The sequence below is a fragment of the Paenarthrobacter sp. NPDC089988 genome (assembly GCF_044748465.1).
Classification (GTDB): Bacteria; Actinomycetota; Actinomycetes; order Actinomycetales; family Micrococcaceae; genus Arthrobacter.
Genome location: NZ_JBIVGD010000024.1, coordinates 26,572 through 53,041, shown reverse-complemented (window position 1 = coordinate 53,041; position 26,470 = coordinate 26,572). Strand labels below are relative to the sequence as shown.

The following is a 26,470-nucleotide window of genomic DNA, read 5'->3' as shown; positions in this document are numbered from 1 at the left end:
ACACGCCCACCAGCCCCCACACAAATCCACCCCAACACCACCCAAAAACCCCGAAAACACACCACAAACCAGACCACCACCCCCCCACACCACCCACAAACCACCAAAACAAACCCACGTGAACCCCATCACAACCCCACCCCACCAACCAAAGGCGTCCAGGCACCCAAACCCAACCACCCGCCGTCGAACCCGCCCACGACCCCGGAACCTGAAAAGCGGACCCCACACCGGCCACCAACTGAGAGAGCATCCGGGGGAAGGGGGGTTCGGTGAGAGAGCATCCGGCGGATAGGGCGGTTCCGTGAGAGAGCATCCGCCCCAAACGGCGATTCCGTGAGAGAGCATCCGGGGGAAGGGGGGTTCGGTGAGAGAGGGTCCGAGGGGACGAGGGGTGGGGATGCGAAAGGCCGGCAACCACAAGGGTTACCGGCCTTCGCGAATCCCCGGGCTTCAGGGAAGCCCGGGATTCACATCAACACTGATGCTCAGTGACCGCCGTGGCCGGCACCTTCGGTCCTGCGCATCATCGCTCCGAGCACCACGGCCACGACGGCAATGACAGTCGCTGCGAAGAACGCTGCCTGCATGCCGGCCACCAGCCCGGACGATGCCGACACCACGGCAAAGATGGAAACCAGCAGGGCGGTACCGGCCGCTCCGGACACCTGCTGCGCCGTGCTCATGATCGCCGAGCCGTGCGAGTACAGGTGCGGGGGCAGGGGATTCAGGCCGGTGGTGAACGCGGGAGTGAACAGCAAGGCCAGGCCCAGGCTAAGCACAACATGCAGGGCAATGACCCAGCCCAACGCACTCGCCTCGTCAAGCCGCGAGAACTGCCATAGCGTCAGGACCATGAGAATCGAGCCGGAAACCGTGAGCGGCAGCGGACCCACCTTGTCGAAGATCCGGCCAATCACGGGACCCAGCAAGCCCATCGCCAAACCACCCGGGAGGAGAGCCAACCCGGTCTCCATGGGCTGCAGGTGCAGCGTGTTCTGCAGGTACAAGGGCAGCAGGATCACTCCGCCGAACAGGGCCATCATCGCCACGACCATCAGCAGCGTGGACACGGTAAACATGCGGTAGTTGAAGGCACGAAGGTCCAACAGAGGAGCGTCGGACTTCTGGAGCGTGAGCTGCCGGAACACGAACAGCGCCAAGCACACAACGCCCACAACCAAGGCAATAACCGGAACGATTCCGGCGTTGGCTCCACCGATCTGGCTCAGGCCATACACCAGGCCGCCGAACGCGGGGACTGTCAGAACCACGGAACCAAGGTCAAGGGTGGTCCTGCCTCGTTCCCCAACGTTCGTGAGGAACTTCGCGCCGATGGCCAACGCGGCCAATGCCACGGGCAGCACGAACACGAACATGAAACGCCAGGAGAAGTGGTCCAGGATGATGCCGGAGACCGTGGGTCCCATGGCGGGGGCGACAGAGATCGCGATGCTGACGTTGCCCATCACGGCTCCGCGGCGGGACATGGGCACCAAGGTGAGGATGGTGGTCATGAGCAGCGGAAGCATGATGGCCGTTCCGCCGGCCTGGACAATGCGGGCAAGGAGCAGCACCACAAAGCCCGGAGCCAGGGCGGCCAGCAACGTACCGCCACTGAACAAGCCCATGGCCAGCATGAACGAGGCCCGGGTGCTCAACCGCTGCAGAATGAACCCGGTGGTCGGGATGACCACGGCCATGGTCAACATGAACCCGGTAGCCAGCCATTGCACCGTGGGCGCGTCCACCCGGAGGTCCGTCATGAGCCGTTGGAGGGCGACGTTCATGATGGTCTCGTTGAGGATCACCACGAACGTGGCAACCAGCAGGGTAACGATGACCGTGACGGACTCGCGGGACATCTTGCCGGACACCTGCGGGCCCGGCGCCTGCTCAGGAGCAGCTGCGCCGGAAACAGCACCGGTAGCGCCGGAAACGGGATCGCCGGAGGCGCCGGACGTGACGTCGGTAGACATGGGAATTCCCTTGGCTTGAGATTTGGGTTCCGGCATTCTTGGCCGGTAAAGACAGGAACAGTCTAAACTCCCCCGCCATTCCCGTCAGCAGAAAATCCAAACGTTAGGAATTTAGTGGTGCGTTGTCAATCAGGCGCACTGGACCCACTTTTGCCGCGATGATCGCCAAGCCCCCGCCGCGGAAAGGAGTCTCCTTGCAGTTCTCAGCGAGCGGCTCAAGGGTGATGGGGTCCACCACGTCGAAATAGTCCAGTTCCACCAGTGGCTGGGACTCCACGAGTTCGACGGCGGAGTCCAGGTCCAGGGGTTGGTGCGCGTTCGCGCGGGACTCGATCAGGCGCAACGCCCGCGACAACACGAGCGCCGCTTCGCGCTCCTTGTCGGAGAGGAAGCGGTTGCGGCTGGACAGCGCAAGGCCGTCTGCGCTGCGGACGATCGGCACCGGCACAATCTCCACCGGGAAGTTCAGGTCAGCCACCATCCTCTTCACCAGGGCCAACTGTTGTGCGTCCTTCTGCCCGAAGTAGGCGCGGTAGTCCGCCGTCGTGCCGTCCGCTGCCGATCCTCCCGGAAGGCCGTAGTGCAGCAATTTGGCCACCACCGTCAGGGCACCGTCGAAGTGGCCGGGGCGTGAAGCGCCCTCCCATTTTTCGCCGAGCGGACCGGAAGTGACCCGCACCAGCGGCTGCCCGCCGGGGTAGACCTCTTCCACGGTGGGCGCGAACACCAGGTCAACACCTTCCGCGTCCAAGAGGGCGAGGTCGGCTTCGAGCGTACGGGGGTAGCGGTCGAGGTCCACGGCGTCGCCGAATTGCAGCGGGTTCACGAAGATCGTGGCAACCACAACGTCGTTTTCGGCCACAGCTGTCCGCGCCAAGGCCGCATGTCCGGAATGCAATGCCCCCATGGTGGGCACCAGGCCCTGCGACGATCCGCCCTTTTCAGCAAGGAGCCGCGCGCTCTCGGACCGGAGTTCCGCCGCCGTGGTGACGAGTTTGATGGCCATGCAGTTCAGTTCCCTTCCGGCGACGAGTGCCCGCTGCGCGGTTCAGAACCCTTGTCCGGTTCTGTCCCGTTGTCCAGGGCCTCGTTGATCTCTTGCAGTTGTTCCGGCCGCAGCAGCCCGCGGTTTTCCGCCCGACGCGCCGTGGCCTTCGCCATGGCCTGGTAGGCAGCGAGGACGTCGCCGCCGGCACCGCCGTCGTACTCCACCAGCGCCTGTGCGTGCGCCGAAACGGTGCCCACATCGCCCCTGGCCACCGGCCCGGTCAGGGCTGATTCGCCGGACGCGAGGGCGTTCTCCAGCGTGGCCCGCAGCAACGGACCGAGCATCGACTCGGGCGCTTCCACCCCAATTTCGCGCAACAACTGCGAGGCCTGGGCAACAAGCGTGACCATGTGGTTGGAACTGTGGGCCAGGGCTGCGTGGTAGAGCGTACGGTCGGCCTCCGCCACAACCACCGGCTCCGCACCCATTTCCACCACGAGGGCTTGCGCAATCGGCAGCATGGCCGCGTCTGCGGTGACGCCGAAGGTGCAATCCATGAGCCTGGTCAGGTCCAGGCTCATGCCGGTGAAGGTCATGGCCGGGTGCATCGCCAGCGGGATCGCGCCAGCCGCCCGCACGGGTTGGAGGATTCCGACGCCGAACCGTCCTGAGGTGTGCGCCACCAGTTGGCCTGGCTGCCAGGCTCCGAGCTTCGCCAGACCCTCAACCAGGTCGCCGAGGGCGTCGTCCGGGACAGCGAGCAGCACCAACTCGGACCGCTCCACGATGTCCTGGATCTCAAGGACCGGGACGCCTGGCAGAAGGCTTTCGGCCCGCTCCCGGCTCGCCTCCGAGACGGCGGAAACCCCGACGACGGCGTGCTCGGCCGCGCGCAAGGCCGCACCCAGGACGGCGCCCACTTTGCCGGCGCCGATGATGCCGACTCCGAGTCGTCCTGGCCTAGCCATGATGGGGATCCTCCTGTTGGGTGGTGTTGGGTTCGACGGCGGATGGCTCGTTTGGGGCGTGAGGCTGGAAGGACACTTGGGCGAGCCACTGTTCGGAGGTCTGCCGCTTCCTGGCTTCCCTGGCCCGCGCGGCCTGTTGGTCGAAGAGTTGTACAGCCTGCCCAACGTCGGCTTGGTAGAGGCGGGGCAGGACAGGGCCGGCCGTAGTGTGCAGAACCAGGTCGGTCACCCCGAACCGGCGCGCCAACGGCCCCTGCTGCAGCGCCATGGACTGGGTGCGTTGATGCGGAACGAGCACCAGGGCGTGCCACCAGCGGCCGGAACGGAGCAGCAGCGCAGTGCGTGTTGCCAGGAATCCGTTGCGGCGCCAGCCGAGGGGGGCCAAAAGCCGGGCTCGCCGGGGCGTGGTGGTGAAGCCATCTTTGCCGCCGGAGACCGGCGCCAGGCCTTCCAGTCCGGCAGTGAAGACGCCTTGGGGATCGTCAACGCCCGGATCTGGGAGGACGAGCGAGAGCATCACCATAACGTCGGACTTCAATCCGACCGGCAGCAGCGTGGTCCGCGCAGCATTCTCGTTGCCGGGCGTACCTCCATACCCTGCAACATTGACGTGCATCCGGTACCAACCGAAGAGCCGCCACAAGGGAGACTGCGTGATCTTGAGCGCCTGGATCCGTCCTGGCGGAACAGTCTGCGCCTGGGTATCCAAGAGTCCGTAGCGCAGCCGGATGCCGTCCGGGGAAATGGCGGCCGTGAAGTTGTAGCCCTTATTGAACGAACTCCAATAGGCCGCGGCAATACCCAGGATGGCCGGGATCAGGGCAAAGAAAATCGCGTTGTTCCCGGTGTACACGGAGATGGCAACCGAAGCAGCTGCGGCCAGCAGGATGCCCACTGTCTGTTCGCTCAGGAGCAAGGATCCAATCAACCGCGACGGCGGGACGGACAGGACGCGCTGCTCGGGCGCCTCCGGGATTTCCTCGATGGTCTCTTGTCCGGTGACCACGCCTGCGGCCCGCGCAAGGATCGCCGCCCGCAGTTGCTTGGCCTGCGCCAAGGGAAGGTAAGCCAAGCGCACGGCCGATTCGCCGGCGTCGGCCACTTCGAACTTGAGTTCGGCGAGACCGAAGATCCGCGCCAAAAGCGGCTGCACAATGTCGATCGCCTGGACGCGGTCCAGCCGGGCCTGGCGCTGTTGCTTGAACAGCCAGCCCGTATTCACGCGGACATAGCCCTCGGCCACCTGGTACCGGGTGAAATACCAGCTAAGGATGAAACCGCCGACGGCAAGGAGCAGCAGCACCCCGCCGCCCACCAACAACCAGAAGACCCGTCCGTTGAGATGCGGATCAAGGAAATCGCGGCCTTGGAGCACGCGCTCGAAAGCGTCGCGACCGAAGAAGTAGAGCACCGCGGCCAGCGCAACCCAACCCCGCACGAAGGGCGACGCAGGGTGCACGCGCCGCCAATCGCCGTCGACCGCTTTTCCCGGAAGGCTCACCTCCGGGCTCACAGCCCGGCCAGCCTGGCTTCTCCACGGGCGGAAAGCTGCTCGCGCAACCGCGCGCCCTCAGCGGCCGGCAGTCCAGGCAGGTGGGCGTTGGTTCCCGCGGAAGCGGTGTGGAGTTTCAGGGTGCACAATCCCAGGCTGCGCTCCACGGGTCCAACCGCGACGTCCACGTACTGCATGCGGCCATACGGCACCACCATGGTGCGCTGGAAGAAAATGCCGCGACGGATCAGGAGGTCATCGTCGCGTTCCGCATAACCGATCGCCCGGACTTGACGGGGAATGAGCACCAGCCGCCATAAGGCCAGAACAAGCATGAAGGCAGGAACGGCGATCGCCAGCCACAGCGGAGGCCAACGCCACCAACCCAACTGCACGAAAACCAAGGGCAGGCTCAGGATTGCCACCATCACCAGGTTGCCGATGGCCCATTCCACCAAGCGCACGGTCACGTACTTGGGCGAAACGCGCAGCCACTGGACGCCCGGCGGATCAATCGCCTCGGTATGCATACTCGCCTTCACCTTTTGTTTCGCCGCGCCGCTTCTCCGGCCCTCCGGCGGTACCACCTTCGAAGTCCTCCGGCGGGATCCTGCAGAACCGCTCCACCACCAGCCCGACGATGATCATCACCACTCCGCCGCCGCCCATCAGGAGCGCGTTCCAGAGGATGCCTTCGCCGCTTCGCAGGGTGCCGATCCGCAGCAGATCAAGGGAAATCCCGGCGTGCCAGCCCAGGAGCAACGTCCCGGCATAGGCGCAGGCCTGGGCGAGGACGAGTGTCCGGGCCGCCATGATGGGGTCCAGCATGGCCTTCTTCTTGCCGTTGCGCCAGCGCAGCACCTGGACGCCCATGACCAGCGTGATCAAGGCAATCACGCCCATGGTCACCAACGCTGAGACGGGCAGAACCGGCGTGGGCATGCTGACGCGGTTGGTCACCGTCGTGGCCAGCCAACCGATCAGGGCGGATACGACGGCGATAATCACCAGGACCCACGGACGCATGGCTTTCATGGGCTACTCAACTGCTCCCGTGGCGGGCACGCCGGCAACGTCGCCATAGCCATCGAAGCGGCGGATGTCCGGCATGTCGGCGGCGACGGCGGCCAACTCAGCCACGCTCTTGCCGCCCAGTTGCGCGTTCGGTTCCAGGAGCGACCAGGGGTACAGGACGAAGGCCCGCTCGGCGGCCCGGGGGTGCGGGAGGGTGAGGACGGGATCGTCGGTCTGCACGTTTCCGTACACGATGATGTCCACGTCCAGCGTCCTCGGACCCCAGCGGACTTCCCGCGTCCGCAGATGCTTCTGCTCCACCGCATGGCAGTGTTCCAGAAGGGCCGACGGGGACAACGTGGTCTCGATGGCCATGACCATGTTCAGGAAGTCAGGCTGGCCCTCCGGACCTCCAACCGCCTTGGTCTGCACAACAGGGGAAACGCCCAGGAGACGCACTTCCGCCGGATCCACCAAATCCGCGACGGCGGTGGTCAGGGTGTCGTTGCGTTCCCCAAGGTTGCTGCCGAGGGCCAGGATCGCTTTGGTGTAGCCGGCGCTCATGTCCGCTCCCGGTGCACACTGACCGTCACGTCGCCGAAGGGAACCTCGATGGGCGCCTTGGGCTTGTGGACCGTGACATCGACGGCGGCCAAGGTTCTGTAATTGGCCAGGATGCCCTCGGCGATCCTCACGGAAAGGGCCTCGATGAGGTTCAATGGCTCGCCCTCAATATACGAGGTGATCAGTTCAGCGACTTCGCCGTAATGCGCCGTGTGCTGCAGGTCATCTGTCTCGGCAGCCTTGGTGAAATCCGTGTGCAGCACGGCGTCCACCACGAACGGCTGGCCATCGCGGCGCTCAAAATCGAACACCCCGTGATAGCCGACGGCGGTGATGCCGGTCAGCGTGATCTTGTCCACAGCGCCTCCGATCAGCGGGCGATCCGGGCGGCGACCTTGACGGCGTCAAGGCTGGGGCCGACGTCGTGAACGCGGACAGCCCAAGCACCCTTCGCGGCGCTCAAGGCGGTAATGGCGGCAGTCGCGGCGTCCCGCTCCTGCGGAGCCGCAGCCTTGCCGGAAACAGTCAGGAGGGAGCCAAGGAAGCGCTTGCGGGAAGCGGCAACCATCACTTTGTGGCCAAGCTCAAACAAACTGTCCAGGTTCTTGAGGATCTCCCAGTTCTGGTCCTCGTTCTTGGAGAAACCCACGCCCGGGTCAACAATGATCTGCTCCGGGGCAACTCCGGCCGCGTACAGCTTGTCACGGACGCCCTTCAGCTCCGCTACGACTTCCTCGGTGACGTCCTCATAGTCAGCGAGGCTGTCCATGGTTTGGGCGTCGCCACGGCGGTGGGTCAGGATGTACGGAACCTTGGTGCGTGCCACCAGTTCCGGCATGCCGTCCTCGATGGTGAGGCCGGAAACATCGTTGATGATCGCGGCTCCGGCTTCCACAGCAGCTGCGGCCGTGGAGGTGTGCATGGTGTCGATGCTGACCAGTGCGCCCGCCTTGACCAACGCTTCGATGACGGGGAGCACGCGGCGCCGCTCTTCTTCGGGGTCCACCGGCTCAGCGCCGGACCGCGTCGATTCGCCTCCGACGTCGATGATGTCAGCGCCGGCGTAGAACATCCGCAAGCCCAGCGCAATGGCGGAATCGGGCGTGCGGTGCGTGCCGCCGTCGCTGAAGGAATCCGGGGTGACGTTGAGGATTCCCATAACGAGGGTCCGGTCCGTTGGCAGGTCCTGGAACCTGGCCGCGGGTCGCGGCTTGCGAAGAACCGGCAGGGGGCTCGTGGCCGGGCCGGTTCCGGGTGCTGCAGCGAGGGAATCCATATATAGCTTTACCTTCCGAGTATGAGGCTCATGGCCTCGGCGCGGGTGGCCGGGTCATGGAGTTGACCGCGCACCGCACTGGTGACGGTCTTGGCGCCTGGTTTGCGGATGCCACGCATGGACATGCACATGTGTTCGCATTCCACCACGGCAATCGCCCCGCGGGGGTTGAGGTGCTTCACGAGCGCCTCGACGATCTGCGTGGTGAGGCGCTCCTGCACCTGGGGGCGACGCGCATAGATGTCCACGAGCCGCGCAAGCTTGCTGAGGCCGGTCACCTTGCCGTCATGTGACGGAATGTAACCAACGTGCGCGACGCCGTGGAACGGAACCAGGTGGTGTTCGCAGGTCGAGTAGAAGGGGATGTCCTTCACCAGGACAAGCTCTTCATGGTCGAGGTCGAACGTGGTGGACAGGACATCCACAGGGTTCTGGTGGAGGCCGGCAAAGACCTCGGCATACGCCTTGGCCACGCGCTTGGGCGTATCCTGCAGCCCTCCGCGATCGGGGTCTTCACCTATGGCCAGCAGGATCTCACGTACCGCTGCTTCAATGCGGGGGCGGTCCACGTTGTGGCTTCCCTTGGAGTCGCCGGCTGGGCCATGGGCGGCGGCGAGGTCGTCGTCGTCGAAATGAGTCACAGCAGAAAGCTTAGCCGTGAAGCGGGGAGTCGTTGCCGCCGTCGGGTCCCGGTGCCTGGAAGTTATCCTGGCTGCTGACGCCCTGGGCGTGCGGGGCTACAGTGTCCAGCGGCTCGTCCAAGCGGGCCTTCTTGGCTTCCTCCTGGGCTTCGCGCTCGGCCCGCTCGGCGCGGGATTCCACCGGCGGAATGGTCTGCACCGGACGGGATTCCTTGGACAGCCAGATCTCGCGGAAATCGCGCTTGCGGACGTCACGGAAGATGTCCGCGATTTCGGCCTGGTTCAAGGTCTCACGCTCGAGCAGCTCCAAGGCCAGACGGTCCAGGATGTCGCGGTTTTCGGTGAGGATGGCGTAGGCCTCGTCGTGTGCCTGATCGATGAGCCGGCGTACTTCCTCGTCCACCACGTAGGCGATCTGGTCAGAGAAGTTGCGCTCCTGTGCGGCGTCACGGCCCAGGAACGGTTCGCCGCCGCCCTGGCCGAGCTTCACGGCACCGACGCGTTCGCTCATGCCGTACTGGGTAACCATCTTGCGGGCCGTGCCGGTGGCCTTCTCGATGTCATTCGAGGCGCCCGTGGAGGGATCGTGGAACACGATTTCCTCGGCAACGCGGCCACCCATGGCGTACGCCATCTGGTCCAGCAGTTCATTGCGGGTCACCGAGTACTTGTCGTCCTCGGGCACCACCATGGTGTACCCGAGGGCGCGGCCACGCGGGAGGATGGTGATCTTGGTGACCGGGGCCGAGTTGCGCAGCGCTGCCGCAACCAGGGCGTGCCCACCTTCGTGGTAGGCGGTGATCTTGCGCTCGAGTTCCTTCATGACGCGGCTGCGCTTCTGCGGGCCTGCCATGACGCGGTCGATTGCCTCATCCAGTGCACGGTCGTCGATCAGGTTGGCGTTGGAACGTGCCGTCAGCAGTGCAGCTTCGTTGAGGACGTTGGCCAGGTCGGCACCCGTGTAACCCGGGGTCTTCTTGGCAACAGCCTTCAGGTCGATGCCCTGCGCCATTGGCTTGCCCTTGGCGTGGACGTTCAGGATCTGCTCGCGGCCAACAAGGTCCGGAGCTTCCACGGTGACCTGGCGGTCGAAGCGGCCCGGGCGAAGCAGCGCGGGGTCCAGGACATCCGGACGGTTGGTCGCGGCAATCAGGATGACGTTGGTCTTGACATCAAAGCCGTCCATTTCCACCAGGAGCTGGTTCAGCGTCTGCTCGCGCTCGTCGTTGCCGCCGCCGATGCCGGCACCACGGTGACGGCCCACGGCATCGATTTCATCCACGAAGATGATGGCCGGCGAGCTCGCCTTGGCCTGCTCGAACAGGTCACGAACACGGGAAGCACCAACACCGACGAACATTTCAACGAAGTCGGAGCCGGAGATGGAGAAGAAGGGGACGCCGGCCTCGCCTGCAACAGCGCGTGCCAGGAGGGTCTTACCGGTACCTGGAGGGCCATAGAGCAGCACGCCCTTGGGGATCTTGGCGCCGACAGCCTGGAACTTCGCCGGCTCCTGGAGGAACTCCTTGATTTCCTGGAGTTCTTCCACGGCCTCGTCAGCACCTGCAACGTCAGCGAAAGTCACCTGCGGCATGTCCTTGTTGACCAGCTTGGCCTTGGACTTGCCGAACTGCATCACCTTTGAGCCGCCACCCTGCATGCGGGAAAGGAGGAACCAGAAGAGCACACCGAGCAGCAGCACCGGAATCAGCAGCGAGAACAGGCCGGAGAACCAGTTGTTCTCAACGGGCTGGTCAGTAAAGCCCTTTTCCGGGTTGGCGTTGGTTACGGCCTTGACGACGTCCGGGCCACGGTCCGTGACGTAGAAGAACTGGACGTTCTTGCCCTTGTCCTGGCCATCAATGTTCAGGTTGTCCTTGAGCACCAAATCGACGCGGTTCTCCGCATCGAAAATCTTTGCCTGCTCCACCTTGCCGCTCTGGGAAAGGAGATCCAGGCCTTCTTTGGTGTCGATCCTCGTAGAGCCACTGGGAGCCAACGTTGCGAACGCCACCAGAAGCAAGCCGACGACGACAACAATCCAGATGCCCGGGCCCTTGAAGAAATTCTTAGCTTTCATCTGATCGGGGTTGCGCCCCGTCCCTCCTGGTAGTGCTGCAAGGCGCAACTTCTGCGCGCGAGTGGTGCTGCTTCAGTTTCTAGCTATACACCGTACCCAGTAATTCACGCACTGGAATGCGCAAAAGTTCCCTCTGGGCGTACAGGTGCGCAGGCCGAAACGGCCCCCGCCGTGCTCCCTTCACGCCGGGCGCACCCCTTCACGCCCTCAGCACACACGCCGCACCCGCACCCGTTCACGCCCGGCGCACCCGCACCCCACACCGTCCTCGCCTCCCGCACCCACCAACCCCACACCCACAAACCCTCCCGCACCCGCACACACCCGGCGCACCCACCACCCCACACCCACAGACCCTCCCGCACCCGTTCACGCCCGGCGCACCCGAAAGCTCGGTGCGTGAAGCGGAAATGGATGCGCCAACCCTGCAGAAGGGGTGCGTGGGGCGCAAGCGGGTGCGACTTTCAACGTCTCCTGCGGCACACCCTTGTCCACATACGACCGAAAGCACCTGTTCGAAGTTCGGCAGAGGTCCGCATTGTTGATGTCATGCCGTTTTCCACCTTGATCTTGAGCTCCGACGCCACCCGGATCGGGCAAGACCCGCGCCTTCTTGCCAAGCGGGCCCAACGGGGAGAGCTCGTTCGGGTGCGTCGAGGAGCCTACGTGCCGGCTCAGCTCTGGTCCGGCCTTAGCGAATCTCAAAAGCACGGTCTCCTCGCTGCAGCTTTGGTCCAGAGCAGCCAGAAAAGACCCGTCTTCGCAATGAAAACGGCCGCTTTGCTGTGGGGTTTGGGTGTGGTCGGAGTTCCAGACAAATTGCAGACGGTCACGAGCGATCCTCGTGGCGGGCGGTCCAAGCACGGAGTTCAACGAATCCTCGGCACCATCGATCACGGTGTCTGCGAACTCGGCGGATTCCAAGTTACGGATAAAGCCCGAACCACCATCGAACTGGCAGGGACCCTTAGGTTTGCCGAAGCACTGGCTGTGGTTGACTCCAGCCGTCGCGAGCCGCCCAAGGTTTCCACGGGCAAGGCTTCGGATTGGGACAAGGACTTCCCGTGGGGCATCATGCTCGAGGAGAGGACTCTACAAAACGCTGCATCCTGCCTCGGCTCGTCATCCAGACAGCAGCGTGCCGCCAAAATAATCGAATTCTCCGATCCTCAGTCGGAATCCGTTGGCGAGTCAATGAGCCGGGCAAAGATGATCCTGCAGAGATTCCCCTTGCCACGGCTGCAAGCGTCCTTTGCGCTAAAGAGTGGAAAGACGGCACGAACGGATTTTTGGTGGCCCGAACTCGATCTCGTAGGTGAATTCGATGGCCAGGGAAAGTACCTGCGAAACCGACTTCGCGGCGGCAAGACCATTCAACAAGTGGTCATGGAAGAGAAAGCACGGGAGAACGCCCTGCGTGCACTCGGATTAACCGTCATTCGATGGGATTGGGCCGAGATGATGAACCCTGTCGCATTCGCCAAGATCCTGGCCGACGGAGGCCTGGTCCCAGATCGCCCCTGACGATGACCTGGCTGGGGCGCCTCAGGCATACACCTGCCGCGCCCACTCGCGCCGAACGCACCCGTTAAACACACTCGCCGCACCCCTTCACGCCCAGCGCACCCGATGGAACGGGTGCCCCAGGCGGAAAAGGGTGCGCCACGGAATCAGGAGCACCGCCCGAAGAGGGTGCACCAAAACAAGACGTCACGTCGTAAGAGGGTCCGCGCCGGAATCACGCGCATTGCCGCGCCCCTTCACGCCCAGCGCACCCGTAATACACACCCGCCGCACCCCTTCACGCCCAGCGCGCCCGTAATACACACCCGCCGCACCCCTTCACGCCCAGCGCACCCGATGGAACGGGTGCCCCAGGCGGAAAAGGGTGCGCCACGGAATCAGGAGCACCGCCCGACAACGGGGGTACGGCGCGGAACGAGCGTTCGCCGGAGGTTCGGCTTACTCGTATACGTGCGGGGCCAGGGTGCCCACGAAGTCCAGGTTGCGGTACTTCTCGGCGTAGTCCAAGCCGTAGCCAACCACGAACTCGTTGGGGATGTCATACCCGACGTACTTGACATCGATTTCCACCTTGGCAGCGGTGGGCTTGCGGAAGGCGGTGCAGATTTCCACGCTGGCGGTCCCGCGGGATTCCAGGTTGGACTTGAGCCAGGAGAGAGTGAGGCCGGAGTCGATGATGTCCTCGACAATCAGGACGTCCTTGCCCATGAGGTCGGTGTCCAGGTCCTTGAGGATGCGGACAACACCGGAGGACTGGGTACCCGAACCGTAGGACGAGACAGCCATCCAGTCCATGCTGACGTGGCTGTGCAGTGCACGGGCGAGGTCAGCCATGACCATCACGGCACCCTTGAGGACACCGACGATCAGCAGTTCGCGGCCCTCGTAGTCCTTGTCGATCTGCGCTGCCAGTTCGGCGATGCGCGTCTGGATTTGCTCTTTGGTGTAAAGAACGTGCTTGAGGTCTGCCTGGACGTCGTTTGAATCCACCAATGGCTCCTGTTTGATGCTCGGGGTGCGGCTACTGTTGGGCCGATTTCTGATGCCGGAATACTAGCTTCCCACAGCGCGCGGCCTCGCGGGGACCGGTCGGTGCAGGATCACCTGGCGCAGCGCCCCGATCCTGCTCCAAATCGCTCAGTGAAAGGCGGTAGACGCTGACATGGCCGGGCAGCTCCACCGGACCTGCCGAACCACGCCGGCGGAGCAGAGCTTCCGCGGCCTGGAGGCGCCCGTAACCGGGTTGTTGGCCGCCGACGTCGGCCGCTGCCTTGGCGATGACACGGAACCGAAGCGCCGGAGCAAGGTCCCGGACGTCGTCCTCGGGCAGCCAGGCGCCGTCCGGCGTCCGGTTCACGAGTTCGAGGTAGGTCTGCTGGGCCAGGTCTTCCAGGAAGTCGGCGTCCTGCTGGAGGATGGCCGCGGTCCGGGCCAAGGATTCGGCAACCCCGGGACCCAACTTTTCCTCAAGCACCGGCATCACCTCCACCCGGGTCCGGGACCTGGCGAAGGTGGGATCGGAGTTGCTGGGATCGTGCCACGGAGAAAGCTCTTCGACCTGGCAGATTTCCAGCGTTTCGGAGCGACGCAAGCCAAGGAAGGGGCGAAGCAACCGGCCCCGTGACGGCCTCATGCCTGCCAGGGACCGCGTGCCGGAACCACGGGCCAGGCCCAGCAGGACTTGCTCTGCCTGGTCATCAAGCGTGTGGCCCAAAAGGATCGCCTGGCAGCCAAGGTCATCGGCAGCGGCTTCGAGTGCTGCGTGGCGGGCGTCCCGTGCCGCAGCTTCCGGACCAAAGCCGGTGGAAGCCACGGTCACGGTGCGAACTTCCACTGGCGATAGGCCGAGCTCGCGGAGAACCGACGCAGCCTCAGCAGCTACTTCCGCCGAGCCGGGCTGCAGCTGATGGTCCACCACCACGCCGGCGACGGAGACCGGGTGCCCGTCCACGTGGCTCCGGCGGGCAAAGTACGCGGCAACAGCGGCCAAAGCCAAGGAATCCGGTCCGCCACTGCAAGCCACCAGCACCCGTGATGGGTAGCCGGCAGCGGCCAAGGCGTCCTGCAAATGTTTCCGTGCTTTGCCAACGACGGGCGCCAAACGGCCGGGCCGGCGTCGTCCCTTTCCGGAAGCCATACCCAACGAAGCGGCACCTGCCGCGGCGGCAGGTCCGGGCGAACCGCCGGGGCTCAGCGAATCGCCAAGACCTGGCGACGCCGCCGCGCTATGCGGTCCGCCGATCCTCGAGGCGGCATCCGGTGAGGCAACCGCCCCCGGGGAGTCACCAGCATTCGAGGCGTCAGGGAGCGAACCGCTCAAAGCCCCATCCGCTCGAGCCAAAGCTTGGAATCGTGGATTTCCTCTTCCGTGGGCAGGTTCTCCGCCGATTCCCACACCTTGTTGAAGCCATCCATGCCGGCCACGGCCACCACGCCGCGGACGAACTTGGCGCCATCGGTGTACTGGCGCATCTTGGCGTCGAGCCCGAGGATGTTGCGGATGAACTTCTCCACGATTCCACGGTCCTTGCCGCGATCGTTGAAGCGCTGGCGAATGGTCTTCACAGAGGGCACAATGCTCGAGTCCACGGCATCCATGACCACGTTGGCATGTCCTTCAAGCAGGCTCATGACGGCCGTGATGTGGGAAAGAGCGGCCTTCTCTTCGGGGTCCTGCAGGAGGTCCAGGATGGCCCCGCGGCCGGGGACATTGCCCGAAGCGGTCCGGTCCTTCAGGGACTTGGCCACGGCACTTGCACGTTCAACCAGCGAATCCATGTTGCCGAGCAAGTGGCCGCTGAGGTTCTCGATTTGGTCCAGCATGTGGTGCCGAAGCCAGGGTGCCGCCGCGAACTGAACCCGGTGCGTTTGCTCGTGCAGGCAGACCCAGAGCCGGAAGTCGTCCGGGTGGACGTTCAGTTCCCGCTCCACGGAGATGATGTTGGGCGCAACCAGCAGGAGCCGGCCGCCCGGCGGAACATTGGAGCCCGGGGCGAGCGCAGCGAAGGGGTCGTATTGGCCCAGGACCTTGCTGGACAGGAAAGCGAGGATGGCTCCGAGCTGGCTTCCCGTAATGGCCCCGCTGGCGCTGGCTGCCGCCGGAGACATGGAAATTCCGCTGCGGCTCTCAAGGAGTTTCTGCAGCGCCGGTTTCAGCATGACGGAGAAGCTTTGGGTGTTGGCCTTGGACCACGAGGCCCGGTCAACCACCAGGACGTGCGAATCGCGGAGGTCCTTGGCGGCCTCCAGTCCGGTGATGTCGTGGACGTGCGGGACGGAGATGTCCGCGTTGAAACGCAGGTTCTCCACGGCTTTGCCGATCTCCGCAGCACTGAGCGCCGGGCCGGGAGGAGCCAGCCGGGCAGCAGTGGCCGCGGCAAGGTCCCAATTGATCAGGGACGAAGCCCCTGCTGAAGAATCTCGGGCGGATGTCACCATACGGTCCATCACATCACACGTAACTGACAGTGTGCCCTTAAGTTCGCTCCGCGCTGAGCTTCAGCCCCGGCATCCGCAGGCAGCGAGCACCGAAGCCGAACGGTCCATGGCTACCTTGTTTCCGGCTGCACCCGGCTCCAGGCCGTTGCCGATGAAGGAGAACACCAGGAGACGTCCATCCGCATCCACCACGTAGCCGCTCAGGGCGATCACGGTGTTGAGCGTCCCGGTCTTGGCCCGCACCAGCCCTGCGCCCTGGGCGGTACTCGGATCCACGTACCTGTCATCCAGGGTGCCGGTGAGTCCGGCGACGGGGAAACCATCCAGCGCCGCCCGCAGCGAAAGATCGGGCCCACTGGTGATGGCGCGGACCACCTCCGCAAACTGTCGTGCGCTGACTTGGTTCTCCAGCGCGAGGCCGGAAACGTCGGCCAACTCCATCGAATCCGTGGCGATTCCCAACTCCCCCAGCCGCTGCCGCACAGCCGCTGTGGCGCCGTCGTACGTCGCTTTCTGGCCCGAAGCGGCAGCCGTGAGCCGTCCCAGCGCTTCCGCAAGGAAGTTGTCCGAGGTTTGGAGCATGTGGTCTACCTGCTCGCTGACCGTGGCGGATTCGGCGCTGGCCAGCAGTTTGGCGGGGAGGCCTTTGCCGCGTTCGACGCCGGAACCCACCTCGACGCCGGCAGCGGCCAACTGTTCGGCAAAGGCCTGGGCGGTGGTCACCGCGGAATCCTGTGGACGTGGACCCGTGGTGGTGGTTGGCGAATAGCGACCGGAGTTCAGGGCCAGGGAGTACAGGGGCGCAGTCTCCCCGGCGGCGACATCGTCGAGGCTCCAGGCCGGGTTCAAGGGGGCGCCGGAGAACAAGGAATCGTCCACCTGCACGGTCACGGGACCTTTGATCCCGGCGTTTTTCAGGGAGGCAGCGGTGTCCGCCGCCAAAGTAGCCAGCCCGGCGTGGCCCAGCACAGCGGAGGGGTCGGAAGCACCGCCGCCCAGGAGCACGTCCCCTCCCCCGGTGAGGACCACTGTGTGGGGATCGTCCGTACCGAGCACGCGGGTAGTGAAACGGGTCTCCGGCCCCAGGGCCTTCAACGAGGCGACGGCGGTGAGCAGCTTCATGTTCGACGCGGGGATCCGGTTGGCGGCAGCGTTACGGTCGAAAAGTACCTTGCCCGTGGCGGCATCGAGCACAGCACCGGTGATGGATCCGGAACCTGCCGGCTTCAGTGTCTCTTCCAGGAGTTTTGTGACGTCGGCCTGCACGGGCATGGGCGCGTTGGCGTCGAGGGGCTGGACCGCGCTGGAGCCGGCCAAGGCGCTTGGCGACTGTTGCCAGGAAGGAACGGGCGGCGAAGGCTTGGGCGCCAGCAACCCGGGGGCCATCCCGGCCACCACCACAGCTACGGCACAAAGCAGTACGACTGCCAGGAGCAACGGCCATTTCAGGCGCCCCCACGCCGCGGGCAGCCCAGTGCGGGCATCCCCGTTTTTAATGCCCATCATGGAAGTTGCTTGGTCCTGTCAGTCCTGAAATGTCCCCGCCGGTTCAAGAAACCCGGGTGTCTCGCTATATCCTCAATAGTAGTCGGCGGCGTCGGCTGTACTTTCGCCTGCCGCCAGCCCTGGGCTGAGCAGACTGCCTGTGGAACCGCCAGCTGTGGCGGCCTCCGTTTCCGGGCGGAGCCTAGCCCCACCCAGACCCCGTTCAAGGAGCATTCCATGAAGCACGACGTGACCATCGAGATCCCCAAGGGATCGCGCGTCAAGTACGAAGTCGACCACGAAACCGGCCGTGTCCGCCTGGACCGCGTCCTGTTCACTTCCATGCAGTACCCCACGCACTACGGCTTCTTCGAGAACACCCTGGGCGAAGACGGCGACCCGCTGGACGCATTGGTGCTCCTGCAGGACTTCGACCTCCACCCGGGCGTCATTGTTGAGTCCCGCCCCATCGGCGTTTTCAACATGACCGACGACGGCGGCGGAGACGCCAAGGTCCTCTGCGTTCCCGTGGACGCACGCTTCGACCACATCCAGGAAGTCAGCGACGTCAGCGAATTCCTGATCAAGGAAATCGAGCACTTCTTTACCCGCTACAAGGACCTGGAACCGGGCAAGTGGGTCAAGGCCGAGGGCTGGGGCGACCGCGCAGCTGCCGAAGCCGAGCTGGAAGCTTCCATCAAGCGTTTCACTGCAGAAGGCCACTGATCCTTCCCCAACTGATAAGTAGGTTGGGTGACGACGGCGGTTGGTGCGGTTCCCCGGGAACCCCACCGGCCGCCGTCGTGCTTTAAGCATGGGCACCGCTCCCCATCGCGGCGGTGTCCCGGTGCGCCTAGGCTTGGACGAGGTTTTTCGACTCACACACCACTCATGCAAAAGGGGTTGCACATGGCTGGGTTCTACGGTGCGGACATCGCACAGCTTCGCAGTCTGGCCGGGGTGATGGGCAAGGCTGCGGACGCGATCACCACGCAAAGCGCACAACTGTCCAACGCCATCAACTCGGCCACCGCCTGGCAGGGCCGCGATGCCACCATGTTCAAGAACGACTGGAACAGCCAGCACCGGCAGAGCCTGGTCAAGGCGGCCAGCATGCTGCGGGACAACGCTAGCCTGTTGAAGAAGAACGCCAACCAGCAGGAGTTCGCGAGCCACAATGACGGCTCCCGCAGCTCAGTGGGCGTACTCAAGGATGTGTACGACACCGGCATGGGCGTCAAGGACCTCGGCTCCCAGCTCTGGGCGGCCTACAAGCTGGGCAAGCTGGGCTGGCAGGACTTCGCCAAGACGCGGGAAGTCCTCACCAACTGGCGGGCCGGCGGAACAGCGGTGAAGGACGCCCTGACCGCATTGCGCAACGGCGAGAAGATCACCGACGTCATCACTGACCTCAAAGCCAACATTCCCTACAGCCAGGCCTTCCAGGACGCGAGCAGGTTCTCCAAGGGCCTCCGGGTGGCCGGCGCGTTGGCCGCGCCGCTGAACATCGTGGGCGGCATCAGCGACATGATCAATCCCGAACACGACGGCTGGCGGGGCACGGGCGACCGGGTTGCAGGTGGCTTGTCCGTGGTGGGCGGCGTGGGCAGCATCATGCTCATGACGGCAGGCGGCGCGGCGATGCTGGGTCCGATCGGCGCCCCGATCGTGATCGGCGCAGGCATCGTGGCCGGGGCGTGGGCATTGGGCAACCTCGTGGCGGACAACTGGGATTCCATCACCAACTTTGCACGCAATCCGGGCAGCTACATCGCCGACGGTGCCAGGGAGGTAGGCAACTTCGCCAAGGACGTAGGCAGTAAGGTGGCTGACGGGGTCAGTAATGCCGCCAAGTCAGTCGGAAACTTTGTCGGAGGGATATTCGGATGACCACCAACACCATGAAATGGACTGCGCGGGACATTGAAGCCGCAGCCAAAGTCCTGGGTTCGGCCAGCGCCACCGGCGCCGCACTGCCCACGCTGACCGACGAAGAAGTGGTAGCCCTGGACGGCGTGCAGCACGAGCAAATCGTGGCGCTTCCCTGGCTGTCCTCGCAGGATGCCAGCAAGGAACTCATGTGCGCCGTGGCCCTTCGCGGGCTGCTGGCCAAGGAACTGGTCTACCCGGTGATTTTTGAGGGTGAGGCCGAACCCACGCGCTTGCACGCAACGGAGGAAATCACCGGCGCCCTCACCCTGCGCCGCAGTGGCAACAGCGTTGTCTCGGTGGAGCGAACGGTGTCCACTGGCAAGCGCTGGCTGTACGGCTATGTGCACGACGACGGCGTCCTGATCGAAGAAGTGGATGAAGGTGGCCTGCACGGATTCACGGTAATCTCCCGCGACCAACTGGTCCCCCGCCTGGCGGAGTTCGTGGATCCCAAGGGCGCCGCGCAACGCGACTCAGAGCCATCAACGTACACCGAACCGGCTTTTGAAGAGTATGCCTCAAAGGCCTTGGCCGACACCGAGGCTGCCAGCAACGTGGTGGCCTTCAACACGGACTCCAACGAGTTCCCCACCGTCACCGTGTACACCGGCCCGTCCGGCGTGCAGGTCCTGACCCCGCGCGTCGAAGGCGAAACCGTCTCTCTGGAGGTCAAGGAAACGTCCGCCGCTACCTTGGCCGGTATCCTGGCTGGTCTCGCGGGTCTCGCCTGACCCACCCCAGCCGACCCATCGCCGTCGAACTGAAAGCCCCACATGAGCAAGCCAAAGCCTGAAACCGCCACCGGACTGGTGGATGCCGCCAACGGCAGGCCCGTCCGTCGCCACACCGGGACAGGTGCCTACTACGTCAAGGCATCCGGAAGCGCACACTTCTGGGGCCGGGTGCTGGATGCCCTGGTATTCCTGGCGGGCTACAGCGTCCTGGCCGTCATCGCTGCGGTTGCCCGCAACGCCATGATGAACAGCGGCTCGCTCCTGGCGTTCAACGACGGGTTTTGGCTGGCGCTCTACGTGATCCTCTGGTTCGTGGGATTGCTCGTGTACGGCATGATCTGGGGAACCGTCGGCAGCGTTGGGGACGCTGCCGCGGGCCTGCGCTCCGTGCGGATCAAGGACGGCACGACGGCGGGAGCCTGGTTGGGTGGCTGGCGCGCCATTTGCTGGTCCTTCTTTCCGTTCTTCGTGGTCATGGTGATCGCTGCGGCGTTCAGCGGCGGTTCGGGGGAAACGTGGGACCCCAAGTTCGCCGCTCTGGACCGCCGCTCCGGCGTCGCCCAAGGCCAGCAGCCTGTTCCGGACCCGAAAACTGCGCCGCCTGCCCAGCCCTCTGCGGCGGATCCGGAGGATCTTCCAAAGCTCTACGGCCAGCGCCCGGATGCGCGGCCGTAATTGGCTGGTTCGACGCACTGAAGCCCGCCTCGGCAATGACTTGGGTGGGCTCCGGTTTGTTGCGGCCTCGCGGCGGATCTTCTGGAAAGTGTTGCCGTTCTGCCTGGTGGTCGGATTCGTTTTCGGAACGATTGGTGAGTTCGTCAGCCCCATCCGGTCCACCCGCGAGGCCGGCCACTTCAGCGATCCTCTGCTGTTTGCAACGACGAGCATCCTCACCGGCCTGGTGTTGTGGGCCATGACGTTCCTGGGCAGCTTCCGGAAGCTCTTGGTTTTCGAGGGTGGTTTGGTGGCCAAGTACTCACAGCGGCACACCACGGTGGTGCTGCGATGGGAGGATGCGGCAACCGAATCCTTCAAGGCCGTCACCACCTCCGACGGCACTGATCCGGACCGGCGCTTGCTGGCTTCACGCAAAGTCTCCCTGGGTGCAGGCGGGCGTAACGCAGTGGTATTTAAGGCACAGGAGTCGTTCTGGGCTTTTCCAGTGACGAGGACCCGGCGCCGCTGGTCCACTCCATCCGCGAGGCCATGTCAGGGGCTGGAATACCCGGTGCGTCCCGTAGGACGGAAGGTGCGCTGCCCGCCGTCGTGCTTTCCGGACGCACGGCACTGGACTGAGAAATACGGAAATCAAGCCCTTGCAGAGCCGCTACCAGCCGGTAGCATGTGATCCACTATGTTCACGCTGACCATCAACCAACGCGACAGCCGCCGCGACGGAGATTTGGTGCCCAAGCTCCTGAAGGACCTGCGGCACATCCCCGCCCGGCTCGACTTTGACCGCTCGGTTGAGGACGAGGTCCAAGGCATCGTCGACTCGGGCCACCATGCTGTTGAGTCGGCGTTGATCGCGCTCCGCAGTGGGCATTGGTACGTGGGGATCGGGGTGGGTCCCGTCAACGAACCCCTGCCGAATTTGGTGAAGGATGCCTCGGGGCACGGCCTGGTGTACGCGCGGCGGGCCGTGGACCGGCTACGCAACAGCAAGGAACGCGTCCCGGTGGCTGTGGACGGACCCTTCGCGGCCCAGGCGGCCGAGGCGGAAGCGGTGCTGCGTCTCCTGGGGCACATTGTGCAGCACAGGAGTGCCGCGGAATGGCGCGTGCTGGACCTGCTCACGCCCGGTGTCCGTGGCCAGCAGAAAACCGTGGCGCAGGAACTTGGGATCACCACGCAGGCTGTCAGCAAGGCGTTGGCACGGGCCCAGTGGGTGGAAGAACACGCCGCCCGTCCCGCGGCCGCACGGTTACTGCAACTGATCCTGGACGTCCGCTAGGCACCCAAACCGGGTCGCAGTTGTGCACGTTTTGAGGGCTCAAAACGCGCACGTCTGCGACCCGGTTGGGCCAGCGGACAAGCTACTGGTTGCCCAGGTTGTCCTTTGCCGTGGCGGCGCGGTCCTGGACATCCGCAGCAGCGGCCTGCCCCTCGTCCTTGACGTTGGCGGCCGCTTCGGTAGCGGTCTCCTTCACGTTCTGGACTGCCTCGGTTGCCGGTTCCTTCAAGTGCTCGGCGACCTCCTTGGCAGCGTGGCTCAGCTCTTCCGTCAACGGCTGTGCCGCTTCCTTCACGGCCTGGGCAGCTTCACGTTCCTTCTCCGATGGCGGGATCAGGGCCGAAACCAGCAGCCCGGCACCGAAAGCGATCAAGCCCGCGGCAATGGGGCTGCCCTGGGTCTTCCGCGTGATCACCTGCGGGGTCTCGCCAATACTGGAAGCGACATCCGCGGCCGCGTCGTGCGCCTGGTGGGCAGCGTTGCCTGCAGCATTCTGCACGTCGTCGCTGGCTCCGAAGACCGCATTCTTGATGCGGTCCACCCGGCGATGAACGATGTGCGAGGGAGTGACCTTGTCCGCTACGGCGTCAACGTTGGTGCTGAGCCGCCGGCGGGTTTCTTCGATATCGGCGCGCAGGGCGTCCGGGTTCTGCGTCATCGTGTCTCCTCGGTGTTCGGTTTAAAGGTTGGAGGAATTTCCTTGACTGTCTCGGCTGTACGCGGCATGCCCTTGATGGTCTTGAGTTCCTTGCGTCCCATGCTGGCGAGCACTGCCGCGACAATGCCCCAGATGACGGCCACAATGACGGCAGACCAACCAAGGCCAACCAGTTGACCCAGGGCCCACCACAGGGCGAGCGACAGGAAAACGACCGCCAAGTGGCCTGCCCAAGCGGCACCGCCAAGCATGCCGGCGCCCTTTCCTGCCTTCGTGGCCGATTCCTTGACCTCTGCTTTTGCCAGCTCCACTTCCTGGCGCATCAACGTGGAGACATCGCGCGTCAGGTCACTGAGCAGCTCGCCCAGGGGCTGGGTTTCCGCTTTGATGTGCGCCTGTGTTGGAGGCAAATCGGCGGGACTGCTCATCGGGGACCTCCGTATTCCGGGCTGTCCGGGTCATCCAGGGGATCTGCGAGCGGGTCGCCCTGCGCCTTGGTCCCGCCGTCTGTCTCCGGGTAGGCAGCCGTGGAGCCTTCGAACCCGCCGGTTGTTCCGGCGTCGTAGCCCTGGGCACTTGCGCCGTAACCCTGGGCTGCAGCGTCATATTCTGCTGTACCCGTGCGGCGTCCAATGGTTCCGTCGTCGTAACCCGCTGCCCCGGCAGCGCCACCGGCAGCAGTCACGCCACCGGCGCCGGTTACACCGGCCGTGGTGTAGCTTGCCGTGGTGGCATCAGGACCCGGAAGGTCGACGGCGGGCGGCGGCACGGCACCTCCGGAACTGGGGTAGTACTCGGCGCGCGGCGAAGTTGCGGTGCCGGTGCCGGAACCATCCGCCGAAGCGTTGCCCGCCATGCCGCGGCCCAAGCGTCCGGCAAGTACGCCGGCACCTGCGGCGAGCAGGAGGAAGGCGCCGGGCTTCCGGCGTGCAAAGCTCTTGACCTCGTCCAGGAGGGATCCCGGATCGCGGTTCTCCAGCCAGTGGGCGGCGGAGGATGAACGATCGGCCGCCTGCTGGACCAGATCGCTTGCCATGCCGCCATTGGTGGAGGCATTGGCCATGTTGGACAACTCCTCGGAAATGGACCGCAGTCCCTCGGCAACGCGCTGTTGTTGGGTGGCTGCTTGGTCGGTCAGTTCGCCCTTGGTCTGCGTGAGCAGCTGGCGGGCATTGAGCTTGACCTCGTGGGCTACGTTGGCGGCCTCGTCCTTGGCGGTGTCAACCACGCCACTGGCGGCATCCTTTGCCGTGCCCGCAACGTCGGCAGCTTCATGTTTTGCGGTCTCCACCGTGCCGGATCCCGACGGGGCACCCGTGGTGTCCGTCCCGGTATCAACTGGCGAGTCCAGGTAGCTTCCGGAGTATGGTTCGGTCCCTGCCGGGACCCCATTCCGTGGCGCCGCGAAGCTTCCGTCCTGCGGCGATTGGCTCTCAGTCATTGTCGCTCTCTTTCCACAGTTGGCAGGCTGCGGACAGCAGCCGGGATAGTAAGTATCGTTACTATCAATGGGTGTGTACCCTCGAATTGCGGATTCAATCGCACCAGTTTCGCGGAATTTCCAGCTCGGAAATCCCCACTCGACAGGCACGGATTGACCTGCCTACCTTGGAGCCATGAGCCACATGCCCCGCAGGCAGCGGCTGATCTCCGCGCTTCGAAAGACCGTTACCCGCCACCGCCTACTGTTCGCCGCCAAGACTGCCTTGGCGGCCGGACTCGCCTGGTACCTGGCGCCGCTCATGCCCGGACCGGCAGCCGCCTACCCGTACTACGCCCCGCTCGGGGCACTCGTCAGCATGCATCCAACCGTGGCCGCGAGCGCCAAACACGGCCTCCAGAGCCTGCTGGGGTTGGCCCTTGGCATCGGCATGGCGTTCGCCGTCACCACGTTTGCCGCCCCCACGGCCTTCTCGGTGGCACTCGTGGTGGGCCTGGGCGTGCTGATCGGAGGTCTCCCGAGGCTCGGGTCCGCGTCCGAGTGGATCCCCATGGCTGCCCTGTTTGTCCTGGTCCTTGGGGATTCGAATGCCGAGAGCTTCTCCTTCGGGTATGTCCTCCAGATGGCCTTGGGCGTGGCTGTTGGCTTCGCCGTGAATTGGATGGTGTTCCCGCCGCTCCACCTGGAAGGAATCGACCCCGCACTGGCCGGACACCGCAGCGCCCTGTCACGGCAACTCACGGACATGGCACGCGCCATGGAGGAATCATGGCCCCCGGACCACGAAGCCTGGGCAAGCCGCAGCGGCGAACTGTCAGCTACCGCCTCAACCGTCCGGACTGCGGTGCTCGAAGCGGAACTCAGCACCAAAGCGAATCCCAGGTCCCGCCGTCGTGCACGTCGCCTTCCCAACGACCTCGCAGGACTCCGGACAGTGGAAAGGCTGACGTTCCACGTCCAGGACATCACGGACGTGCTGGCGAGCGTGATCTGGGAGGAGGGCGCGGACACGGTGCTGCCGGAGGGCGTCCTCAGCAATCTCGCCGAGGCGCTGGAATCCGTGGCGGCCGTGATCGATCAATGGCGCAACGACCAGGCCCGGGAACTCGAGGACCGGCTCACCGATGCACGGGACCGGGTACACGCCTTGGGCGACGCCATCAACGAGGCTGCAGCCGGTCAGGCCTCAGTGAGCGCTGCAGCGTCCGTGGCCATGAGCCTGCGGCGGATGATCACGGTTCTGTCCTCCGAATAGCCTGCGTGATCAGCGCGGCGTCAGCGGTGGCGAGGCCTTCCTCCCGTGGCCGGCTCCCAGCCCCTCCAGGATTTCAGTCAAGGCCTCCAAGGAGGACTTGTGCGGCATCCAGCCGAGCAGGCTCCGCGCCCTGCCGGTGTCCATGATGGGAGCTCCCGCGGCCATGTCCACCCAGCCCGCATCGGTCACCTGGATGCGCATACGCCAGGAAACATCGACGACGGCGCGCAACACCGCGAGCGGCAGCGGCAAGTGGCGCTTGGCTTTGAGGATCCACGCGAGCGCGTTGGGGTCCAGCACGGGTTCGGCGGCGACGTTGAAGGCACCTTCGGCACGCTGCTGGAGGACGCGCCAGTAGGCGTCGGCAACGTCGTCGGCGTGGACGGCCTGGAACACGAGTTCGTTGGGCAGCGGGAGGAGCGGCAACCACGGCTTGCGCGGCAGGAGGCGTGGGAGCAAGCGGCCCAGGAAGTACCGGCCCACTTCGCTGCCCGCTTCCGAGGTGAAGATCAGCCCGGGCCGTAGCCGGGCAACCACGATGTCCGGGTGTTGTTTGGCGAAGTTGTCCAGCAGACGCTCCTGCGCGGCCTTGTCCACGCTGTAGTGCGAGCCTTTGACCCCACCTGCAGGCCAGTCTTCCTTGGTCCGCTGGTCCTTGGGTGCAGGCGAGTAGGCGCCCACGGACGAGGCACACACGATGTGCTTCACGCCAGCCGTTTCCGCTGCGGCGAGCACGTGGGCTGTACCGGCGACGTTGGTCCGGCGCAAGAGTTTGCGGTTATGGTTCGGCTGGATCAGCCAGGCCAGATGGACCACGGCGTCGGCCCCGGCAACGGCTTCGTCCAGGGCCTTGCGGTCCCGGTGGTCGCCAACGTCCAGGGCGTGCCATTCGACCCCCTGGTAGGGAGCGGCGTGCACATCCGGCTCCCTGCGGGCAATGCCCACCAGTTCAAGATCAGCGCCTTCCTCGGAACGGGCTGCCTGCAATCGTTTGAGGAGCGCTGTTCCGGCGTTTCCGGTGGCTCCGGTGATGACGATGCGCATGGG

General features: G+C 64.8%; 27 protein-coding genes. 8 read left to right on the top strand and 19 right to left on the bottom strand.

All coding sequences use genetic code 11. The features are described from left to right. Positions 1-488: 488 nt before the first annotated feature. The 11 genes from ACIPV6_RS21180 to ftsH form a co-directional block, all read right to left on the bottom strand. A complete protein-coding gene (locus tag ACIPV6_RS21180) occupies positions 489-1,979 on the bottom strand; it encodes a DHA2 family efflux MFS transporter permease subunit (protein WP_400272788.1) in 1,491 nt (496 codons plus the stop codon). 103 nt (positions 1,980-2,082) lie between these two features. After that, a complete protein-coding gene (gene panC, locus ACIPV6_RS21175; RefSeq protein ID WP_400272787.1) occupies positions 2,083-2,985 on the bottom strand; it encodes a pantoate--beta-alanine ligase in 903 nt (300 codons plus the stop codon). Between the two features lie 5 nt (positions 2,986-2,990). Further along, complete coding sequence (locus tag ACIPV6_RS21170) at positions 2,991-3,935, bottom strand: Rossmann-like and DUF2520 domain-containing protein (RefSeq protein ID WP_400272786.1); 945 nt, start codon at positions 3,933-3,935, stop codon at positions 2,991-2,993. Then, on the bottom strand, positions 3,928-5,448 hold the full coding sequence (locus ACIPV6_RS21165; protein WP_400272785.1) for a PH domain-containing protein: 1,521 nt from the start codon (positions 5,446-5,448) through the stop codon (positions 3,928-3,930). The genes ACIPV6_RS21170 and ACIPV6_RS21165 overlap by 8 nt, the downstream gene beginning before the upstream one ends. Continuing rightward, positions 5,445-5,957: a PH domain-containing protein gene (locus tag ACIPV6_RS21160; protein WP_400272784.1), complete on the bottom strand. Its 513-nt coding sequence runs from the start codon at positions 5,955-5,957 to the stop codon at positions 5,445-5,447. The genes ACIPV6_RS21165 and ACIPV6_RS21160 overlap by 4 nt, the downstream gene beginning before the upstream one ends. Continuing rightward, a complete protein-coding gene (locus tag ACIPV6_RS21155) occupies positions 5,938-6,462 on the bottom strand; it encodes a DUF3180 domain-containing protein (protein WP_400272783.1) in 525 nt (174 codons plus the stop codon). The genes ACIPV6_RS21160 and ACIPV6_RS21155 overlap by 20 nt, the downstream gene beginning before the upstream one ends. Positions 6,463-6,465: 3 nt before the next feature. Then, the gene (gene folK, locus ACIPV6_RS21150) at positions 6,466-7,005 is read right to left on the bottom strand and encodes a 2-amino-4-hydroxy-6-hydroxymethyldihydropteridine diphosphokinase (protein WP_400272782.1); all 540 of its coding nucleotides are present in this window, start codon (positions 7,003-7,005) and stop codon (positions 6,466-6,468) included. Continuing rightward, the gene (folB, locus tag ACIPV6_RS21145; protein ID WP_400272781.1) at positions 7,002-7,364 is read right to left on the bottom strand and encodes a dihydroneopterin aldolase; all 363 of its coding nucleotides are present in this window, start codon (positions 7,362-7,364) and stop codon (positions 7,002-7,004) included. Before folB ends, folK begins: the two co-directional genes overlap by 4 nt. 11 nt (positions 7,365-7,375) lie before the next feature. Continuing rightward, the gene (folP, locus tag ACIPV6_RS21140; protein WP_400272780.1) at positions 7,376-8,281 is read right to left on the bottom strand and encodes a dihydropteroate synthase; all 906 of its coding nucleotides are present in this window, start codon (positions 8,279-8,281) and stop codon (positions 7,376-7,378) included. Between the two features lie 8 nt (positions 8,282-8,289). Further along, positions 8,290-8,922, bottom strand: a complete 633-nt coding sequence (gene folE / locus ACIPV6_RS21135; RefSeq protein ID WP_400272779.1) for a GTP cyclohydrolase I FolE — start codon at positions 8,920-8,922, stop codon at positions 8,290-8,292. A gap of 10 nt (positions 8,923-8,932) precedes the next feature. After that, complete coding sequence (gene ftsH, locus ACIPV6_RS21130; protein WP_400272778.1) at positions 8,933-11,002, bottom strand: ATP-dependent zinc metalloprotease FtsH; 2,070 nt, start codon at positions 11,000-11,002, stop codon at positions 8,933-8,935. Between the two features lie 666 nt (positions 11,003-11,668). On the opposite strand from ftsH, the gene ACIPV6_RS21125 reads away from it, so the two are divergent. Then, positions 11,669-12,526, top strand: coding sequence for a hypothetical protein (locus tag ACIPV6_RS21125; protein ID WP_400272777.1), 858 nt, complete (start codon positions 11,669-11,671; stop codon positions 12,524-12,526). Between the two features lie 438 nt (positions 12,527-12,964). Here ACIPV6_RS21125 and hpt read toward each other — a convergent pair whose 3' ends face one another. From hpt to dacB, 4 genes are all read right to left on the bottom strand, one after another. After that, a complete protein-coding gene (gene hpt / locus ACIPV6_RS21120) occupies positions 12,965-13,516 on the bottom strand; it encodes a hypoxanthine phosphoribosyltransferase (RefSeq protein WP_216924216.1) in 552 nt (183 codons plus the stop codon). A 31-nt stretch (positions 13,517-13,547) separates the two neighbouring features. Then, the gene (gene tilS / locus ACIPV6_RS21115) at positions 13,548-14,594 is read right to left on the bottom strand and encodes a tRNA lysidine(34) synthetase TilS (RefSeq protein WP_400272792.1); all 1,047 of its coding nucleotides are present in this window, start codon (positions 14,592-14,594) and stop codon (positions 13,548-13,550) included. Positions 14,595-14,842: 248 nt separating this feature from the next. Next, the gene (locus ACIPV6_RS21110) at positions 14,843-15,964 is read right to left on the bottom strand and encodes a zinc-dependent metalloprotease (RefSeq protein ID WP_400272776.1); all 1,122 of its coding nucleotides are present in this window, start codon (positions 15,962-15,964) and stop codon (positions 14,843-14,845) included. 60 nt (positions 15,965-16,024) lie between these two features. After that, entirely contained in the window at positions 16,025-17,467 is a 1,443-nt protein-coding gene (dacB, locus tag ACIPV6_RS21105; protein WP_400272791.1) for a D-alanyl-D-alanine carboxypeptidase/D-alanyl-D-alanine-endopeptidase, read from the bottom strand. A gap of 219 nt (positions 17,468-17,686) precedes the next feature. Between dacB and ACIPV6_RS21100 the strand changes: the two genes are divergently transcribed. The 6 genes from ACIPV6_RS21100 to ACIPV6_RS21075 all read left to right on the top strand — a co-directional run bounded on the left by ACIPV6_RS21100 (position 17,687) and on the right by ACIPV6_RS21075 (position 22,069). Further along, the gene (locus tag ACIPV6_RS21100; protein WP_400272775.1) at positions 17,687-18,175 is read left to right on the top strand and encodes an inorganic diphosphatase; all 489 of its coding nucleotides are present in this window, start codon (positions 17,687-17,689) and stop codon (positions 18,173-18,175) included. A 183-nt stretch (positions 18,176-18,358) separates the two neighbouring features. Continuing rightward, positions 18,359-19,339, top strand: coding sequence for a hypothetical protein (locus tag ACIPV6_RS21095; RefSeq protein ID WP_400272774.1), 981 nt, complete (start codon positions 18,359-18,361; stop codon positions 19,337-19,339). Further along, a complete protein-coding gene (locus ACIPV6_RS21090) occupies positions 19,336-20,112 on the top strand; it encodes a hypothetical protein (protein ID WP_400272773.1) in 777 nt (258 codons plus the stop codon). Before ACIPV6_RS21095 ends, ACIPV6_RS21090 begins: the two co-directional genes overlap by 4 nt. A gap of 42 nt (positions 20,113-20,154) precedes the next feature. Continuing rightward, the gene (locus ACIPV6_RS21085; protein WP_400272772.1) at positions 20,155-20,790 is read left to right on the top strand and encodes a hypothetical protein; all 636 of its coding nucleotides are present in this window, start codon (positions 20,155-20,157) and stop codon (positions 20,788-20,790) included. After that, complete coding sequence (locus ACIPV6_RS21080) at positions 20,777-21,463, top strand: hypothetical protein (RefSeq protein ID WP_400272771.1); 687 nt, start codon at positions 20,777-20,779, stop codon at positions 21,461-21,463. Before ACIPV6_RS21085 ends, ACIPV6_RS21080 begins: the two co-directional genes overlap by 14 nt. 6 nt (positions 21,464-21,469) lie before the next feature. Then, positions 21,470-22,069, top strand: a complete 600-nt coding sequence (locus ACIPV6_RS21075) for a hypothetical protein (RefSeq protein WP_397326559.1) — start codon at positions 21,470-21,472, stop codon at positions 22,067-22,069. Positions 22,070-22,151: 82 nt separating this feature from the next. Here ACIPV6_RS21075 and ACIPV6_RS21070 read toward each other — a convergent pair whose 3' ends face one another. Genes ACIPV6_RS21070 through ACIPV6_RS21060 form a run of 3 tightly spaced genes read right to left on the bottom strand, consistent with a single transcriptional unit; the run spans position 22,152 to position 24,168 of the window. Further along, the gene (locus ACIPV6_RS21070; protein ID WP_400272770.1) at positions 22,152-22,727 is read right to left on the bottom strand and encodes a DUF3618 domain-containing protein; all 576 of its coding nucleotides are present in this window, start codon (positions 22,725-22,727) and stop codon (positions 22,152-22,154) included. Continuing rightward, positions 22,724-23,155, bottom strand: coding sequence for a phage holin family protein (locus ACIPV6_RS21065; protein ID WP_397326012.1), 432 nt, complete (start codon positions 23,153-23,155; stop codon positions 22,724-22,726). Before ACIPV6_RS21065 ends, ACIPV6_RS21070 begins: the two co-directional genes overlap by 4 nt. Next, the gene (locus tag ACIPV6_RS21060) at positions 23,152-24,168 is read right to left on the bottom strand and encodes a hypothetical protein (protein WP_400272769.1); all 1,017 of its coding nucleotides are present in this window, start codon (positions 24,166-24,168) and stop codon (positions 23,152-23,154) included. Before ACIPV6_RS21060 ends, ACIPV6_RS21065 begins: the two co-directional genes overlap by 4 nt. Positions 24,169-24,343: 175 nt before the next feature. On the opposite strand from ACIPV6_RS21060, the gene ACIPV6_RS21055 reads away from it, so the two are divergent. Then, positions 24,344-25,423 (top strand): aromatic acid exporter family protein, encoded by a 1,080-nt coding sequence (locus ACIPV6_RS21055; RefSeq protein ID WP_400272768.1) that lies wholly within the window; start codon positions 24,344-24,346, stop codon positions 25,421-25,423. Positions 25,424-25,432: 9 nt separating this feature from the next. Here the strand turns inward: ACIPV6_RS21055 and ACIPV6_RS21050 are convergent, their stop codons facing one another. After that, on the bottom strand, positions 25,433-26,467 hold the full coding sequence (locus ACIPV6_RS21050) for an NAD-dependent epimerase/dehydratase family protein (RefSeq protein WP_400272767.1): 1,035 nt from the start codon (positions 26,465-26,467) through the stop codon (positions 25,433-25,435). Positions 26,468-26,470 lie beyond the last annotated feature (3 nt).